This window comes from Bosea sp. (in: a-proteobacteria), assembly GCF_023953965.1.
Taxonomy (GTDB): Bacteria; Pseudomonadota; Alphaproteobacteria; order Rhizobiales; family Beijerinckiaceae; genus Allobosea.
Genome location: NZ_JAMLIX010000002.1, coordinates 934066 through 949658, shown reverse-complemented (window position 1 = coordinate 949658; position 15593 = coordinate 934066). Strand labels below are relative to the sequence as shown.

16 protein-coding genes are annotated in these 15593 nt (G+C 66.8%); all 16 read right to left on the bottom strand.

The window, feature by feature from the left end; genetic code table 11:
- Window positions 1-2: 2 nt before the first annotated feature.
- Window positions 3-1514, bottom strand: coding sequence for an NADH-quinone oxidoreductase subunit M (locus tag M9917_RS19600; RefSeq protein WP_297256528.1), 1512 nt, complete (start codon window positions 1512-1514; stop codon window positions 3-5).
- Between the two features lie 4 nt (window positions 1515-1518).
- On the bottom strand, window positions 1519-3513 hold the full coding sequence (nuoL, locus tag M9917_RS19595) for an NADH-quinone oxidoreductase subunit L (protein WP_297256526.1): 1995 nt from the start codon (window positions 3511-3513) through the stop codon (window positions 1519-1521).
- A 30-nt stretch (window positions 3514-3543) separates the two neighbouring features.
- A complete protein-coding gene (gene nuoK, locus M9917_RS19590) occupies window positions 3544-3852 on the bottom strand; it encodes an NADH-quinone oxidoreductase subunit NuoK (protein WP_297256524.1) in 309 nt (102 codons plus the stop codon).
- Window positions 3852-4475, bottom strand: a complete 624-nt coding sequence (locus tag M9917_RS19585) for an NADH-quinone oxidoreductase subunit J (protein ID WP_297256523.1) — start codon at window positions 4473-4475, stop codon at window positions 3852-3854. Before M9917_RS19585 ends, nuoK begins: the two co-directional genes overlap by 1 nt.
- 281 nt (window positions 4476-4756) lie before the next feature.
- A complete protein-coding gene (nuoI, locus tag M9917_RS19580) occupies window positions 4757-5245 on the bottom strand; it encodes an NADH-quinone oxidoreductase subunit NuoI (protein ID WP_297256521.1) in 489 nt (162 codons plus the stop codon).
- 20 nt (window positions 5246-5265) lie between these two features.
- The gene (locus M9917_RS19575; protein ID WP_297256519.1) at window positions 5266-5502 is read right to left on the bottom strand and encodes a hypothetical protein; all 237 of its coding nucleotides are present in this window, start codon (window positions 5500-5502) and stop codon (window positions 5266-5268) included.
- Complete coding sequence (nuoH, locus tag M9917_RS19570; protein ID WP_297256517.1) at window positions 5499-6551, bottom strand: NADH-quinone oxidoreductase subunit NuoH; 1053 nt, start codon at window positions 6549-6551, stop codon at window positions 5499-5501. The genes M9917_RS19575 and nuoH overlap by 4 nt, the downstream gene beginning before the upstream one ends.
- Before the next feature lie 6 nt (window positions 6552-6557).
- The gene (gene nuoG, locus M9917_RS19565; RefSeq protein WP_297256515.1) at window positions 6558-8621 is read right to left on the bottom strand and encodes an NADH-quinone oxidoreductase subunit NuoG; all 2064 of its coding nucleotides are present in this window, start codon (window positions 8619-8621) and stop codon (window positions 6558-6560) included.
- Between the two features lie 4 nt (window positions 8622-8625).
- Complete coding sequence (gene nuoF / locus M9917_RS19560; protein ID WP_297256513.1) at window positions 8626-9930, bottom strand: NADH-quinone oxidoreductase subunit NuoF; 1305 nt, start codon at window positions 9928-9930, stop codon at window positions 8626-8628.
- Window positions 9931-9940: 10 nt separating this feature from the next.
- On the bottom strand, window positions 9941-11200 hold the full coding sequence (nuoE, locus tag M9917_RS19555; RefSeq protein ID WP_297256511.1) for an NADH-quinone oxidoreductase subunit NuoE: 1260 nt from the start codon (window positions 11198-11200) through the stop codon (window positions 9941-9943).
- Entirely contained in the window at window positions 11200-12390 is a 1191-nt protein-coding gene (locus M9917_RS19550; protein WP_297256510.1) for an NADH-quinone oxidoreductase subunit D, read from the bottom strand. Before M9917_RS19550 ends, nuoE begins: the two co-directional genes overlap by 1 nt.
- Before the next feature lie 12 nt (window positions 12391-12402).
- A complete protein-coding gene (locus tag M9917_RS19545) occupies window positions 12403-13008 on the bottom strand; it encodes an NADH-quinone oxidoreductase subunit C (protein WP_297256508.1) in 606 nt (201 codons plus the stop codon).
- 41 nt (window positions 13009-13049) lie between these two features.
- Window positions 13050-13634 carry a NuoB/complex I 20 kDa subunit family protein gene (locus tag M9917_RS19540; RefSeq protein ID WP_297256507.1) on the bottom strand — a complete coding sequence of 195 codons (585 nt, stop codon included), beginning with the start codon at window positions 13632-13634 and terminating at the stop codon, window positions 13050-13052.
- 71 nt (window positions 13635-13705) lie between these two features.
- Window positions 13706-14086, bottom strand: a complete 381-nt coding sequence (locus M9917_RS19535) for an NADH-quinone oxidoreductase subunit A (protein ID WP_465246392.1) — start codon at window positions 14084-14086, stop codon at window positions 13706-13708.
- Window positions 14087-14318: 232 nt separating this feature from the next.
- Window positions 14319-14681 carry a hypothetical protein gene (locus M9917_RS19530; protein ID WP_297256505.1) on the bottom strand — a complete coding sequence of 121 codons (363 nt, stop codon included), beginning with the start codon at window positions 14679-14681 and terminating at the stop codon, window positions 14319-14321.
- 14 nt (window positions 14682-14695) lie between these two features.
- On the bottom strand, window positions 14696-15592 hold the full coding sequence (gene ubiV, locus M9917_RS19525; protein ID WP_297257131.1) for a ubiquinone anaerobic biosynthesis protein UbiV: 897 nt from the start codon (window positions 15590-15592) through the stop codon (window positions 14696-14698).
- Window position 15593 lies beyond the last annotated feature (1 nt).

Genomic DNA, 15593 nt, shown 5'->3' with positions numbered 1-15593 from the left:
CCTTACTGCGCGGCCGCCAGCGCCGTCTTCGCGACGGTGAGCGCGGCCTGATAGTTCTTGATGAGCGCCTCGGTCGGCGCCGCGAAGGCGTCGAGGATCGCGTGCGGCTGGATGCCGTACCAGATCGTCAGCAGGACGAGCGGGACCAGGATCAGCGCCTCGCGGCCGTTCAGATCCTCGATGTCCTTGAGCTCGGGCTTCTCGAGCTCGCCGAAGACGACCCGGCGGTAGAGCCAGAGCGCATAGGCCGCCGAGAGGATGACGCCCGACGTCGCGAAGAACGCGACCCACGGATTGGCGCGGAAGGCGCCGAGCAACGTCAGGAACTCGCCGACGAAGCCCGAGGTGCCGGGCAGGCCGACATTGGCCATGGTGAAGACCATGAAGACCACGGCATAGGCCGGCATGCGGCTCACCAGCCCGCCATAGGCGGCGATCTCGCGGGTGTGCATGCGGTCGTAGATCACGCCGACGCAGAGGAAGAGCGCGCCCGAGACCAGCCCGTGGCTGACCATCTGGTACATCGCGCCCTGGATGCCCTGCGGGGTCAGCGTGAACAGCCCCATCGTCACGAAGCCCATATGGGCGACGGAGGAATAGGCGATCAGCTTCTTCATGTCCTCCTGCATCAGCGCCACCAGCGAGGTGTAGATGATGGCGATGACGGAGAGCGCGAAGACCAGCGGCGCGAACAGCGCCGAGGCTTCCGGGAACATCGGGATCGAGAAGCGGATGAAGCCGTAGCCGCCCATCTTCAGGAGGATCGCGGCGAGCACGACGGAGCCCGCCGTCGGCGCCTCGACGTGGGCGTCGGGCAGCCAGGTATGGACCGGCCACATCGGCATCTTCACCGCGAAGGAGGCGAAGAAGGCGAGCCACAGCCAGGGCTGCATCTGCGAGGGGAACTTGTGCGCGAGCAGCGTCGGGATGTCGGTGGTGCCGGCGTTCCAGTACATCGCCATCAGCGCCAGCAGCATCAGGACCGAGCCGAGCAGCGTGTAGAGGAAGAACTTGTAGGAGGCGTAGACGCGCCTTTTGCCGCCCCAGATGCCGATGATCAGGAACATCGGGATCAGGCCCGCCTCGAAGAACAGGTAGAACAGCACGAGGTCGAGCGCCGCGAAGACGCCGATCATCAGCGTCTCCAGCACGAGGAAGGCGACCATGTATTCCCGCACCCGCTTCTCGACCGAGGTCCAGGAAGCGAGGATGCAGAACGGCATCAGGAAGGCCGTCAGCACGACGAAGGGGAAGGAGAAGCCGTCGACGCCGAGCTTGAAGCGGATCGCATCCGAGATCCAGCCATGGGTCTCGACCATCTGGAAGCCGGGATTGGCCGTGTCGAACCGCCCCCAGGCGACGCAGGCGAGCAGGAAGGTCAGCACCGTCGTGATCAGCGCCGCCCAGCGGGCGTTGGAGTTGACCGAAGCCTCGTCGCCGCGCTGCGCCAGGATGAAGGCGGCGCCGACCAGCGGCAGGATCAGGAGACCGGCGAGGATACCGAAACCGAACATCATCTCACCCGCGCGCCACGAGATACCAGGTCACGAGACCGGCGATGCCGATCAGCATGGCGAAGGCATAGTGATAGAGATAGCCGGTCTGCAGCCTGACCACCCGGTTGGTGACGTCGACCACACGGGCCGAGACGCCGTCCGGGCCGAAGCCGTCGATGACGAGGCCGTCGCCCTTCTTCCACAGAAAGCGGCCGAGCCATTTCGCCGGCCTGACGAACAGGAAGTCGTAGAGCTCGTCGAAATACCACTTGTTGAGCAGGAACTGGTACAGCATCGGGTTGGCGGCGGCGAGCTTGCCGGGCACGTCCGGCCGGCGGACATACATGTACCAGGCGAGGACGAAGCCGAGCAGCATCGCCACGAAGGGCGACCAGACCACCCATGCCGGCACTTCATGCATCTCGTGCAGGATGTGGTTGTCCTTGCCCATGAACAGGGCCGACTTCCAGAACGCCTCGAAACCGTCGCCGATGAAGGCGCCCTTGAAGACGAAGCCGGCCGCGACCGCGCCGAGCGCCAGCACCGCGAGCGGGATCAGCATGACCCAGGGGCTCTCGTGCGGCGTGTGGTCATGACCGTGGCCGTGGCCGTGATCGTCGTAAGCGTGGTCGTCATGGCCGTGTGAATCATGGCCGTGGCCCCAGCGCGGCTTGCCCTCGAAGGTCATGAAATAGAGCCGCCAGGAATAGAACGAGGTCATGCAGGCGGCTGCGACCAGCAGCACGAAGGCGTAGGAACTGGCGAAGCCGCCATGCGCCACCGAGGCATAGGCGCTCTCGATGATCGCGTCCTTCGAGAAGTAGCCGGCGAAGCCGGGGAAACCGGTCAGCGCCAGCGTGCCGATCGTCATCGCGGCTGCGGTCAGCGGGATGTGCTTCCTCAGGCCCCCCATATGGCGCATGTCCTGCTCGTGATGCATCGCGTGGATGACGGAGCCGGCGCCGAGGAACAGCAGCGCCTTGAAGAAGGCGTGGGTGAAGAGGTGGAAGATGCCGGCGCCGTAATTGCCGACGCCCAGCGCCACGAACATGTAGCCGAGCTGCGAGCAGGTCGAATAGGCGATGACGCGCTTGATGTCGTTCTGCACGAGGCCGACCGTCGCCGCGAAGAAGGCGGTGGTGGCGCCGATGGCGACGACGACGGTGAGCGCGACCGGCGCGTATTCGAAGATCGGCGACAGGCGCGCCAGCATGAAGACGCCGGCGGTGACCATGGTCGCGGCATGGATCAGCGCCGAGACCGGGGTCGGGCCTTCCATCGCGTCCGGCAGCCAGGTGTGGAGCAGGAACTGCGCCGACTTGCCCATGGCGCCCATGAACAGCAAGAGGCAGGTCAGCGTCAGCGCGTTCCAGTCATAGCCGAGGAAGCGGAAGCCCTGGCCCGCAAGCTCGCCCACACGCGGGAAGATCGCGTCGAAGCCGACCGAGCCGAACAGCACGAAGACCAGGAAGATGCCGAGCGAGAAGCCGAAATCGCCGACGCGGTTGACGATGAACGCCTTCATCGCCGCCGCATTGGCCGAGGGCTTCTGGTACCAGAAGCCGATCAGCAGATAGGAGGCGAGGCCCACCCCTTCCCAGCCGAAGAACATCTGGACGAGGTTGTCCGCCGTCACCAGCATCAGCATGGCGAAGGTGAACAGCGAGAGATAGGCGAAGAAGCGCGGACGGTGCGGATCCTCGTGCATGTAGCCGATCGAATAGAGATGCACGAGCGAGGAGACCGTGTTGACCACGACCAGCATCACCGCGGTCAGCGTGTCGACGCGGAAGGCCCAGTCGACCTGCAATTCGCCCGACGAAATCCAGCTCGCGACCTGAACGCGCGTCGTGCCGGCGCCGAAGCCGACCTGGACGAAGGCGACCCAGGAGAGGACGGCGGAGACCATCAGCAGCGAGGTCGTGACGATCTCGGAGCCGCGCGCGCCGATCAGCCGGCCGAAGAGGCCGGCGATCAGGAAGCCGATCAGGGGGAGGAAGACGATCGCGTGATACATGGTCGTGAGGTCCAGGCGCGGGGGCCGCGCTCAGCCTTTCATCATGTTGATGTCTTCCACCGCGATCGAGCCGCGGTTGCGGAAGTAGACGACGAGGATGGCCAGCCCGATCGCGGCCTCCGCCGCCGCCACGGTCAGCACGAACAGGGCGAAGACCTGGCCGACGATGTCGTTCAGGAAGCTCGAGAAGGCGACGAAGTTGATGTTTGCCGAGAGCAGGATCAGCTCGAGCGACATCAGGATGACGATGACGTTCTTGCGGTTGATGAAGATGCCGAGCACGCCGAGCGTGAACAGGATCGCGCCGACGGCGAGGTAATGGCCCAGTCCGATCGTCATCACGCCATCTCCTCGGGAACGCCGGCGCGCGAGGGCACCTGCTCGACCGCCATCGCCGTGTCCTTGGTGCGGGCGTTCTGGGTGGGCACATGCTGGCGCTTGATGCCGTGCCGGTCGCGCAAGGTCAGCACGATCGCGCCGATCATCGCGACCAGCAGCACGAGGCCCGCCGCCTGGAAGTAATAGACATACTGCGTGTAGAGCACGCGCCCGAGCGCCTCGGTGTTGGAGACGTTGGCCGGGATCGCGGCGACCGGCGCCTTGACGAGCCCGGGGTCGATGACCCAGACGCCGACGACCAGCAGGAGCTCCACCGCAAAGACGAAGCCGATCAGCGCCCCGATCGGCAGGTAGTTCAGGAAGCCCTGGCGCATCTCGGCGAAATCGACGTCGAGCATCATCACCACGAACAGGAACAGCACCGCGACCGCGCCGACATAGACCACGACCAGCATCATCGCCAGGAACTCGGCGCCGAGCAGCACGAAGAGCCCGGCCGCGTTGACGAAGGCCAGGATCAGGAACAGCACCGAATGCACGGGGTTGCGCGCGGTCACCACCATGAAGGCGGATGCAACCGTCACCCCTGCGAAGAGATAGAAGAAAGCCGCTGCGGCATTCATCTCGGCCAGCCCTTCCCGCCCCCTTGCGGCGCGGTCCTCGTTTGGTTCCTGCGCCGGGACTCGGGAGCCCGCCGCAATCTGGAGCGTCTATAATCAGGCCCGCCGGGCGGGACAACCGCACGGCGGGTCTCATGTCTCATTCGGTTTCCACGCCATCATCCCGGCCGCAGCGAAGCGCGGAGCCGGGATCCATGCCGGAACGCCCCCGGCAAAGGTTCAGGCATGGATCCCAAGGCTCCCTGCGGTCGCCCGGGATGACCGCCGGAGGCGGTCGGAAAGCATCACCGATACGGCGCATCCATCGCGATGTTGCGCGCGATCTCGCGTTCCCAGCGTGCGCCGTTCGCGAGCAGCTTGTCCTTGTCGTAGAACAGCTCCTCGCGGGTCTCGGTCGCGAACTCGAAATTCGGCCCCTCGACGATGGCATCGACCGGGCAGGCCTCCTGGCAGAAGCCGCAATAGATGCACTTGGTCATGTCGATGTCGTAGCGGGTGGTGCGGCGGGTGCCGTCGTTGCGGCGGGGGCCTGCCTCGATGGTGATGGCCTGAGCCGGGCAGATCGCCTCGCACAGCTTGCAGGCGATGCAGCGCTCCTCGCCGTTCGGATAGCGGCGCAACGCATGCTCGCCACGGAAGCGCGGCGAGAGCTGGCCCTTCTCGAACGGATAGTTCAGCGTCGCCTTCGGCTTGAAGAAATAGCGCATCGACAGGCTGATCGCCTCGACGAACTCCTTCAGCAGCAGGCCCCTTGCGGCTTGCGCGAGTGACATCGCCTTCGTCCTTTACATCCTCAGCCGAACAGCGCCCGGCCGATCACGAAACCCAGGATCGGCATGAAACCGACCGTCATCACCATGAGCGCCCATCGCAGGATGCCGATGCGGCGCTCGTAATCCTCTTTCTCGGCCTGCGTCGCCGAGCGATCCGTGCGCCTCAGCGCCCCGATCACCACGGCCGAGACCAGCCGGTATTCCAGCAGGCCCAGCGCGAAGCCGATCACGGCGCCGAGCGGGCCGGCCCAATTCATCCGGCGACCGGCCCCCAGCCCATCACCTGCAACACCAGCGCCACGATCACCACGCTGCCGATCGAGAGCGGCAGGAAGACCTTCCAGCCGAGCCGCATCAGCTGGTCGTAGCGGTAGCGCGGCACGAAAGCCTTCACCAGCGCGAACATGAAGAACACCAGGCAGACCTTGAGCGCGAACCAGAACACGCCGGGCAGCCAGGTGAAGGGCGGCAACGCGATGGGCGCCGCCCAGCCGCCGAGGAACAGGATCACCGTCATCGAGCACATGGTCATGATCGCCACGTATTCGCCGAGCATGAACAGCAGGTACGGCGTCGAGGAATACTCGACCATGAAGCCCGCCACGAGCTCCGATTCCGCCTCTGCGAGGTCGAAGGGCGGCCGGTTCGTCTCGGCCAGCGCCGAGACGAAGAAGATCACGAACATCGGGAAGAGCGGGATGAAATACCAGTTCAGGATCGAGAGCCACGGCACGCCGAGCGCATGCGCCAGCCCCCGGTTCGCTTGAGCCTCGACCACGGCCGAGAGGTTGAGCGAGCCGACGCAGAGCAGCACGGTCACGATGACGAAGCCGATCGAGACCTCGTAGGACACCATCTGCGCCGCCGAGCGCAGCGCGCTCATGAACGGGTATTTCGAGTTCGAGGCCCAGCCGGCCATGATGATGCCGTAGACGCCGAGCGAGGAGATGGCGAGGATGTAGAGGATGCCGACATTGATGTCGGCGATCGCCCAGCCTTCGGCCACCGGGATCACCGCCCAGGCGCCGAGCGCGAGCAGGCAGGAGATGAACGGCGCCAGCAGGAAGATGCCCTTGTTGGCGCCGGCCGGGATGATCGGCTCCTTGAAGGCGAACTTCATCAGGTCGGCGAAGCTCTGGAACAGGCCGAAGGGACCGACCACGTTCGGGCCGCGGCGCAGCTGCACCGCCGCCCAGATCTTGCGGTCGGCGAGCAGGATATAGGCGATGAAGACCAGGAGGCAGACCAAGAGCAGCAGGCTCTTGCCGAGGATGATCGCGATATCGAGGACGAGGTCCCAGTTCATAGCCGCTTACTCCGCCGCCTGCACGAGCCGGCCGGAGGCCAGCGCCGAGCATTCCGCCATCACGGCGGAGGCGCGCGCGATCGGGTTCGTCTGATAGAAGTCGGCGACGGGCGAGGTGAAGCCCGCCTTGTCGGTCTTGCCGCCGAGGCCGGCGAGGCCGCCGATCGCGGCCGCATCGTTCGCCGGCCGGCCGTCGAGCGCGGCGAAATGCGGATGCGCCTCGTAGAGCGCCTGGCGCAGCCCCGAGAGCGAATCGAAGGGCAGCGCCTTGCCGAGGTGGCCGGAGAGCGCGCGCAGGATCGCCCAGTCGTCGCGGGCATCGCCCGGCGGGAAGGTGGCGCGGTCGGCGATCTGCACCCGGCCCTCGGTGTTCACATAGGTGCCGGACTTCTCGGTATAGGCCGCGCCCGGCAGGATCACGTCGGCGCGGTGGGCGCCGCGGTCGCCATGGGTGCCCTGATAGACGACGAAGGCGCCTTCCGGCACCTCGATCTCGTCGGCGCCGAGCAGGAAGAGGACATCGAGCGCGCCGGGCTGGACCATCGCGGCGGCGTTTAAGCCCCCCTCACCCGGCACGAAGCCGAGATCGAGCGCGCCGACGCGGGCGGCGGCGGTGTGGATCACGCCGAAACCGTTCCAGCCTTCGGCCACGGCGCCGAGCGCCTGCGCCGCCTTGGCCGCGAGCGAGAGCACGGCCTCGCCGTCGGCGCGGGCGAGCGCGCCCTGCCCGACCAGCACCATCGGCTTGCCACCGGCGGCAGCGGCCGATTTGACGAGATCGGCCAGCGTCTCGGGGCCGGCGCCGAGATGGTCGTAAGTGTAGGTCAGGTCGGCCTTCTCGCCGATGACGCTGACCTTGAAATCGCCGCGCAGCCAGCGCTTGCGGATGCGGGCGTTCAGGATCGGCGCCTCGCGGCGCGGGTTCGAGCCGACGATCAGGAGCGAGCTCGCCTCCTCGATGCCGGCGATGCCGGCGTTGAGCACGTAAGCCGCGCGGCCGAATTTCGGATGCAGCCTGGTGCCGTCCTGGCGGGCGTCGAGATTGGCGCTGCCGAGCGAGCCGATCAGGCTCTTCAGCGCGAACATCTCCTCGACCGCGGCGAGATCGCCGGCGATGGCGCCGATCTTCTCAGGCTTCGCGGCCTTCACCCTGGCCGCGACGGCGGCGAGGGCTTCGTTCCAGCTCGCGGGGCGCAGGCGGCCGTTCTCGCGGATGTAGGGCCGGTCGAGGCGCTGCGTGCGCAGGCCGTCGACGATGTGGCGGGTCTTGTCGGAGATCCACTCCTCGTTCACCGCCTCGTTGAGGCGGGGCAGGATGCGCATCACCTCCTTGCCGCGCGAATCGACGCGGATGGCCGAGCCGACCGCGTCCATCACGTCGATCGATTCGGTCTTGGAGAGTTCCCAGGGCCGGGCCTTGTTCTGGTAGGGCCGCGAGGTCAGCGCGCCGACCGGGCAGAGGTCGACGACGTTGCCCTGCAATTCGGACGACATCGCCCGTTCGAGATAGGTGGTGATCTCCATGTCCTCGCCGCGGCCGATGGAGCCGAGATCGGAGGCGCCTGCGACCTCGGTGGTGAAGCGGACGCAGCGCGTGCACTGGATGCAGCGCGTCATGAAGGTCTTGACCAGCGGGCCGATATACTTGTCCTCGACCGCGCGCTTGTTCTCGGCGAAACGCGACGAATCCGTGCCGAAGGCCATCGCCTGGTCCTGCAGGTCGCATTCGCCGCCCTGGTCGCAGATCGGGCAATCGAGCGGGTGGTTGATGAGCAGGAACTCCATCACCCCTTCGCGCGCCTTCTTGACCATCGGCGACTTGGTCATGACGACCGGCGGCTCGCCGTTCGGGCCCGGGCGCAGGTCGCGCACGCCGATGGCGCAGGAGGCCTGCGGCTTCGGCGGGCCGCCCTTCACCTCGACGAGGCACATGCGGCAATTGCCGGCGATCGAGAGCCGCTCATGGAAGCAGAAGCGCGGGATCTCGACACCGGCCGCCTCGCAGGCCTGGAGGACCGTGTATTCGGCCGGAACGTCGACCTCGATGTCGTCGATGACGATTTTGGTCATGGTCTCACTCCGCCGCCATCAGCCGCACGGGCTCTGAGTGCGGGTTGGCGGCATAGTCGTCGATGCGCTGCTCGATCTCGTGCCGGAAATGCGCGATCAGGCCCTGGATCGGCCAGGCGGCGGCGTCGCCCAGCGCGCAGATGGTGTGGCCCTCGATCTGCTTGGTGACGTCGAGCAGCATGTCGATCTCGCGCTTCTGGGCGCGACCCTCGGCCATGCGCTCCATGACGCGCCACATCCAGCCCGTGCCCTCGCGGCACGGCGTGCACTGGCCGCAGCTCTCGTGCTTGTAGAAATGGCTGATGCGGGCGATGGCGCGGACGATGTCGGTCGACTTGTCCATCACGATCACCGCCGCCGTGCCCAGCCCCGAGCGCAGCTTCGAGAGCGAGTCGAAATCCATCGGCGTGTCGATGATCTGCTCGGCCGGGACCATGCGCACCGAGGAGCCGCCGGGGATGACCGCCTTGAGGTTGTCCCAGCCGCCACGGACGCCGCCGCAATGCTTCTCGATCAGCTCGCGGAAGGGGATGCCCATCGCCTCCTCGACGTTGCAGGGCTTGTTCACATGCCCCGAGACGCAGAAGAGCTTGGTGCCGACATTGTTCGGGTTGCCGATCGAGGAGAACCAGGCGGCGCCGCGGCGCAGGATGGTGGGCGCGACCGCGATCGACTCGACGTTGTTGACCGTGGTCGGGCAGCCATAGAGGCCCATATTGGCAGGGAAAGGCGGCTTCAGCCGCGGCATGCCCTTCTTGCCCTCGAGGCTTTCGAGCAGCGCCGTCTCCTCGCCGCAGATATAGGCGCCGGCGCCATGGGCCACATAGAGATCAAAGGGATAGCCGTGGACATTGTCCTTGCCGATGAGCTTCGCCTCGTAAGCCTCGTCGACGGCGCGCTGCAGCGCCTCGCGCTCGCGGACATATTCGCCGCGGATGTAGATATAGGCCGCGTGCGCGCCCATGGCGAAGGAGGCGATCAGGCAGCCCTCGACCAGCGTATGCGGGTCGTTGCGCATGATCTCGCGGTCCTTGCAGGTGCCGGGCTCCGACTCGTCGGCGTTGACGACGAGGTAATGCGGGCGCCCGTCGTTCTGCTTGGGCATGAACGACCATTTCAGCCCGGTCGGGAAGCCGGCGCCGCCACGCCCGCGCAGGCCGGACTTCTTCATCTCGTCGATGATCCAGTCCCGCCCCTGCTCCAGCAGAAACCTGGTGCCGTCCCACTGGCCGCGCTGGATCGCGCCCTTCAGGGTGCGCTCGTGCAGGCCGTAGAGATTGGTGAAGATGCGATCGCGATCTGCGAGCATGTCTTAAGCCTCACTGTCCCGGCTTGTCGCCGAGCTGCGACTCCGGGCGCCAGCCCGCCGCGAGCTTCTTCGACTGCGCGACCCAATCGTCGCGCCCGGCCCGCCCCTTGAAGCCGGTCAGGCGCGAATCGACCCAGGCGAGCTCTTCCGCCGTCCATTTGGCGATCTGGTCGAAATGCCAGACGCCCATCTCGTTGAGCATCTTCGCCAATTTCGGGCCGACGCCCCAGATCAGCTCGAGATCGTCGCCCTTGCCGCCGCGCGCGGCGGTGAGCAGCTCGGGCTTGCTCTCGTCGACGGCGGGCTTGCCTTCCGCTGCCGCGGGCTTGCTTTGCGTTGCCGCGAGTTTGCTTTGCGTTGCCGCGGGCTTGGCGGCCTCGGCCACGTCCTTCCGGTCGACCTTGCCCTTGGCGGCCGGCGTGTCGTTGGCCGCGTTGGAGGGCTGGCCGGGCGCGGAGGGCTTGGGGCGGCCGGCGGCGGCGGTCTCGGTCGCGGGCTTTTCGGCGACGGCGGCGGGCGTGGCCTCGGCCTTCTTCGCCTCGGCTTCGGCGGCCTTCCTGGCTTCCACCTCGGCGGCGGCCTTGGCGGCGGCGGCCTCGGCGGCGGCGCTGCGCTGATCGAGAATGCGCTTCTGCCAGGCGCCGGCGCCGATCATCGAGCCGTCATAGAGGGCCTTGTCGTTGAGCGTGTCCGGCCCGCCCTCCGGCGCGGAGCCGGTGCGGTCGTTCTGCGGGCCGGGCTTGACGGGGCGGCCATGGCGCAGGTCGTCGAGGAGCTGGCGGAAATTCGCCGGCGTCAGGTCCTCGTAGTAGTCGACGTTGATCTGCGCCATCGGGGCGTTGCAGCAGGCGCCGAGGCATTCGACCTCGAGCCAGGAGAGCTTGCCGTCGGCGGTCACGGTCGATTGCGGGCCGATCACCTCCGCGCAGACCTTCTTCAGCGCTTCCGCGCCGCGCAGCGCGCAGGGCGTCGTGCCGCAGAGCTGGACGAAATATTCGCCCACCGGCTGGAGGTTGAACATGGTGTAGAAGGTCGCGACCTCCAGCACCCGCATCGGCGCCATGCCGAGGCGCTTCGCGACCGTCTCGATCACGGCGCGCGAGACCCAGCCCTCCTGCTCCTGCGCCCTCCACAAAAGCGGGATGACGGCCGAAGCCTGCCGGCCTGCCGGATATTTGGCGATCTGCTGGTCGATCCAGTTCTCGTTCGCCGGGCTGAAGGCGAAGGAGGCAGGCTGAATGGAATCGGGCGCGAGACGACGGACGGACATCAGCGGTCCACTTCACCAAAGACGATGTCGAGGGAGCCGAGGATCGCGGAGACGTCGGCGAGCATGTGCTTGCGGCAGATGAAATCCATGGCCTGGAGATGGGCGAAGCCCGGCGCCTTGATCTTGCAGCGATAGGGCTTGTTGGTGCCGTCCGAGACCAGATAGACGCCGAATTCGCCCTTCGGCGCCTCGACGGCGGCATAGACCTCGCCTTCCGGGACCTTGTAGCCTTCGGTGTAGAGCTTGAAATGGTGGATCAGCGCTTCCATCGAGCGCTTCATCTCGCCGCGCCTGGGCGGCACCATCTTGCCGTCGAGCGAGGAGACCGGGCCGCCGCCATCGGGCGCCAAGAGCTTGTCGCAACACTGCCTCATGATGCGGACCGACTGGCGCATCTCCTCCATGCGGATGCAGTAGCGGTCGTAGCAGTCGCCGTTCTTGCCGATGGGGATGTCGAATTCCATCTCCTCGTAGCACTCGTAGGGCTGCGACTTGCGCAGATCCCAGGGCGCGCCGGAGCCGCGCACCATCACGCCCGAAAAGCCCCATTTCCAGCAGGTCTCGAGATCGACCACGCCGATATCGACGTTGCGCTGCTTGAAGATGCGGTTGTCGGTGAGCAGCCCCTCGAGATCGTCGCAGACCTTGAGGAACGGATCGCACCATTCGGCGATGTCGTGGATCAGCGAGACGGGAATGTCCTGATGCACGCCGCCGGGGCGGACATAGGCCGCATGCATGCGCGCGCCGCAGGCCCGCTCGTAGAAGATCATCAGCTTCTCGCGCTCCTCGAAGCCCCAGAGCGGGGGCGTGAGCGCGCCGACATCCATCGCCTGCGTGGTGACGTTGAGCAGATGCGAGAGGATGCGGCCGATCTCGGAATAGAGCACGCGGATGAGCTGGCCGCGGCGCGGCACGGTCACGTCGGCGAGGCGCTCGACCGCCAGCGCGAAGGCATGCTCCTGGTTCATCGGCGCGACATAGTCGAGCCGGTCGAAATAGGGCACGGCCTGGAGATAGGTCTTGGCCTCGATCAGCTTCTCGGTGCCGCGATGCAAAAGGCCGATATGCGGATCGACGCGCTCGACCACCTCGCCGTCGAGCTCCAGCACGAGGCGCAGCACGCCGTGCGCCGCCGGGTGCTGCGGGCCGAAATTGATCGAGAAGTTCCGGATGTTGTGCTCGCTCATGTCCGGCTCCGATCAGGCCGTCTTCGCTTTTTCATCGCCCGGAAGGACGTACTCCGTCCCCTCCCACGGGCTCAGAAAATCGAAGTTCCTGAATTCCTGGTTGAGCTTCACCGGCTCGTAGACGACGCGCTTCTGCTCGTCGTCGTAGCGCACCTCGACGAAGCCGGTCAGCGGGAAGTCCTTGCGCAGCGGATGACCCTCGAAACCGTAATCGGTGAGGATGCGGCGCAGGTCCGGATGGCCGGAGAAGAGGATGCCGTAGAAGTCGTAAGCCTCGCGCTCGAACCAGTTCGCCGCCGGGAAGACATCGACCACGGAGGGAACGGGCGTCGCCTCGTCGGTCTGGACCTTCACCCGAATCCGCCGGTTATGGTGCGGGGCGAGCAGATGGTAGACGACGTCGAAGCGCTTCTCGCGGCCGGGATAATCGGCACCGGCGATGTCGGTGAAGTTGACGAAGCGGAAGCGCGGATCGCTGTAGAGCGTGCGCAGGACCTCGACGATCGATGCCGCCTCGGCCCGGATCGTCAGCTCCCCGAAAGCGACGACAGCCTCCGTCACCGCGCCGGGCAGCGCGGCCATGATCTCTTCGCCGAGTTTTCCGAGCGCTTCGCTCATCGTCTCACCTTCATCGCCTGCAACATCGGCCGACGGAGCGCTCAGCGCTCGATCGTGCCCGTCCGCCGGATCTTCTTCTGCAGCAGCAGCACGCCGTAGAGCAGCGCCTCCGCCGTCGGCGGGCAGCCGGGCACATAGATGTCGACCGGGACGACGCGGTCGCAGCCGCGCACCACCGAGTAGCTGTAGTGATAATAGCCGCCGCCATTGGCGCAGGAGCCCATCGAGATGACGTAGCGCGGCTCCGGCATCTGGTCGTAGACCTTGCGCAGCGCAGGCGCCATCTTGTTGGTCAGCGTGCCGGCGACGATCATCACGTCCGACTGGCGCGGCGAGGCGCGGGGCGCGAAGCCGAAGCGCTCGACATCGTAGCGCGGCATCGAGAGCTGCATCATCTCGACGGCGCAGCAGGCGAGCCCGAAGGTCATCCACATCAGCGAGCCGGTGCGGGCCCAGTTGATCAGGTCGTCGGTGGCGGTGACGAGGAAGCCCTTGTCGGCGAGCTCGTCGTTGATCCCGGTGAAGAACGGGTCGCGCGCGCCCACGGGCTTGCCGTCCGGGCCGAGCAACCCTCTCGGGGCCGGCGCGACGAGCGGATCACCACGATCGACCGCTGTGACTGCCATGACCTAATCCTTGTGAACCCTTGCCTGCCGGACCCTTAAAGCGCCGCGTATGCGCCCTTAAGACCGGACGGTCAGTCCCACTCCAGCGCGCCCTTGCGCCACTCGTAGACGAAGCCCACGGTGAGCACGCCGAGAAAGACCATCATCGACCAGAAACCATACCAGCCGAGGCCGCCGAAGGCGACCGCCCAGGGGAACAGGAACGCGACCTCCAGATCGAAGATGATGAAGAGGATGGCGACCAGATAGAACCGGACGTCGAACTTCATGCGGGCATCGTCGAAGGCGTTGAAGCCGCATTCATAGGCCGAGAGCTTCTCCGCATCCGGCTTGGAATAGGCGATCGCGAAAGGGGCGATCAGCAAGGCGAGCCCGATCACCGCCGAGACGCCGATGAACAGCACCAGCGGCAGGTAATCGCTCAGAACGGACGGCACCGGAAGCGCTTGCATGGTCAAACCTGACTCGACGCGGCCACGGGGCGGCTCGCTGCCCAGTCGCTTAGACCGTCGATTAGAATGAAGCAAGACTCCGCCGCGCCGCACAATCGCCGCATCGGGGTCCGGCCCGGTGCGGAATGCGGCCGGATCGGCGCGTATCCGCCGCGCCCGGCCGGGCAGAGGCGCCAGCCCGATGAAACCATCCGCAATCCGTCCATCATGCCGAATCGTCGCCCGCCGCGCCTCACATCTCGCGCAGCGCGGCGGCTGCGGCCTCGGCACTGCGCGCGATCTCGAGGAGGAGCAGCGCCATCTCCTCGAAGACGCTGCGGTCGCTCTCCGCCTCGGTCAGCGTGTCGAGATCGATGAGGAAGGACAGAAGCGCCGCGATCCGCGCCTTGTGATCGCGGGCATCGGTGAGGTGGCGGCGCGCCTCGCGCCGGCGCTCGAGCTGGTCGAAACGGTCGAGCGCGCCGTCGAGCGTCTCGCGACAGGCGCAATTGAGATCCTCCGGCCGCAGGACGCGTCTGAGCCGGCCGATCAATTCGCTCGCCGGCGTATCGCGGCCGCCCCCGTGCTGCGGAGATTTGCCGTGCGCCCTGCCCATGCCCGCCTCCATCGTCACAGCTCGGCCCCGACATGCAGATGGCCCGGCACCGCATGCAGGAAGCCGTTGGCCAGGGGCACGTCGGGATAGAGCTCGCCGAGCCGGCGCTCGGCACCCTGCGCATCGATCCGCCCGTCGAGGACCTCGCGGAACAGCCGCGCGACCGCGACCATGTCGCAGCTCTGCGGCGAGAGCCTGAGCGCGGCGACGCCGGCCTCGCGCAGCGCCGGGATGTCGCCGAGCAGGCAGGCCGAGCCATGCGACAGCGTCTGCACGCCGTTCACGGAGAGGAAGCCGGTGCCGTCCAGCGTCGCGACCGGCATGCCGTCGGGGTCCTGCTCGCAGACGAAGCGGCAATTGTCCTTGGTCAGCTTGTGCGCACGGGCATGGTAGCAGCGGGCCGAGATCGCCAGCGGCACCTTGCCGAAGGCAAAGACCTCGATTTCGACCTCGGGCAGCGCCGCGGCGATGGTCGCGATCGCCGGAAGCGGCAGTTCGGGGGGCAGGCAGATGCGCGTCGCGCCGCGCCCGGCCAGGAAGCCCGCCGCCGCCTCGTTGTAGACATTGACGAAGGGGCCGACGGAAAAGCTCCTCCCGCCGAGGGAGGCAAGGCAGGTCAGGTCGTTGATCTCGACCTGCGCTTCCTGCGCCTGCATCAGCTCGCGCGTCTGGCGCCGCTCGCGCGGCAGCGAGACCAGGATCAGCGAAGCGTGCAGCACCCGCTTGCCCGCGCGCTCCAGCCGCTCGACCACGGCGGGGATATGGTCCTGCTTGAAGGGGGTGCGCTTGGAGCAGACGGCCTCGCCGACCACCACCGTCTCGACCGGGGCCTCGTCGGCGATGCGGAAATAGAAGTCGCGCCAGCGCTCCGGCTGCCAATGATAGAGCACGGGGCCGAGGGTGAGCTGCATC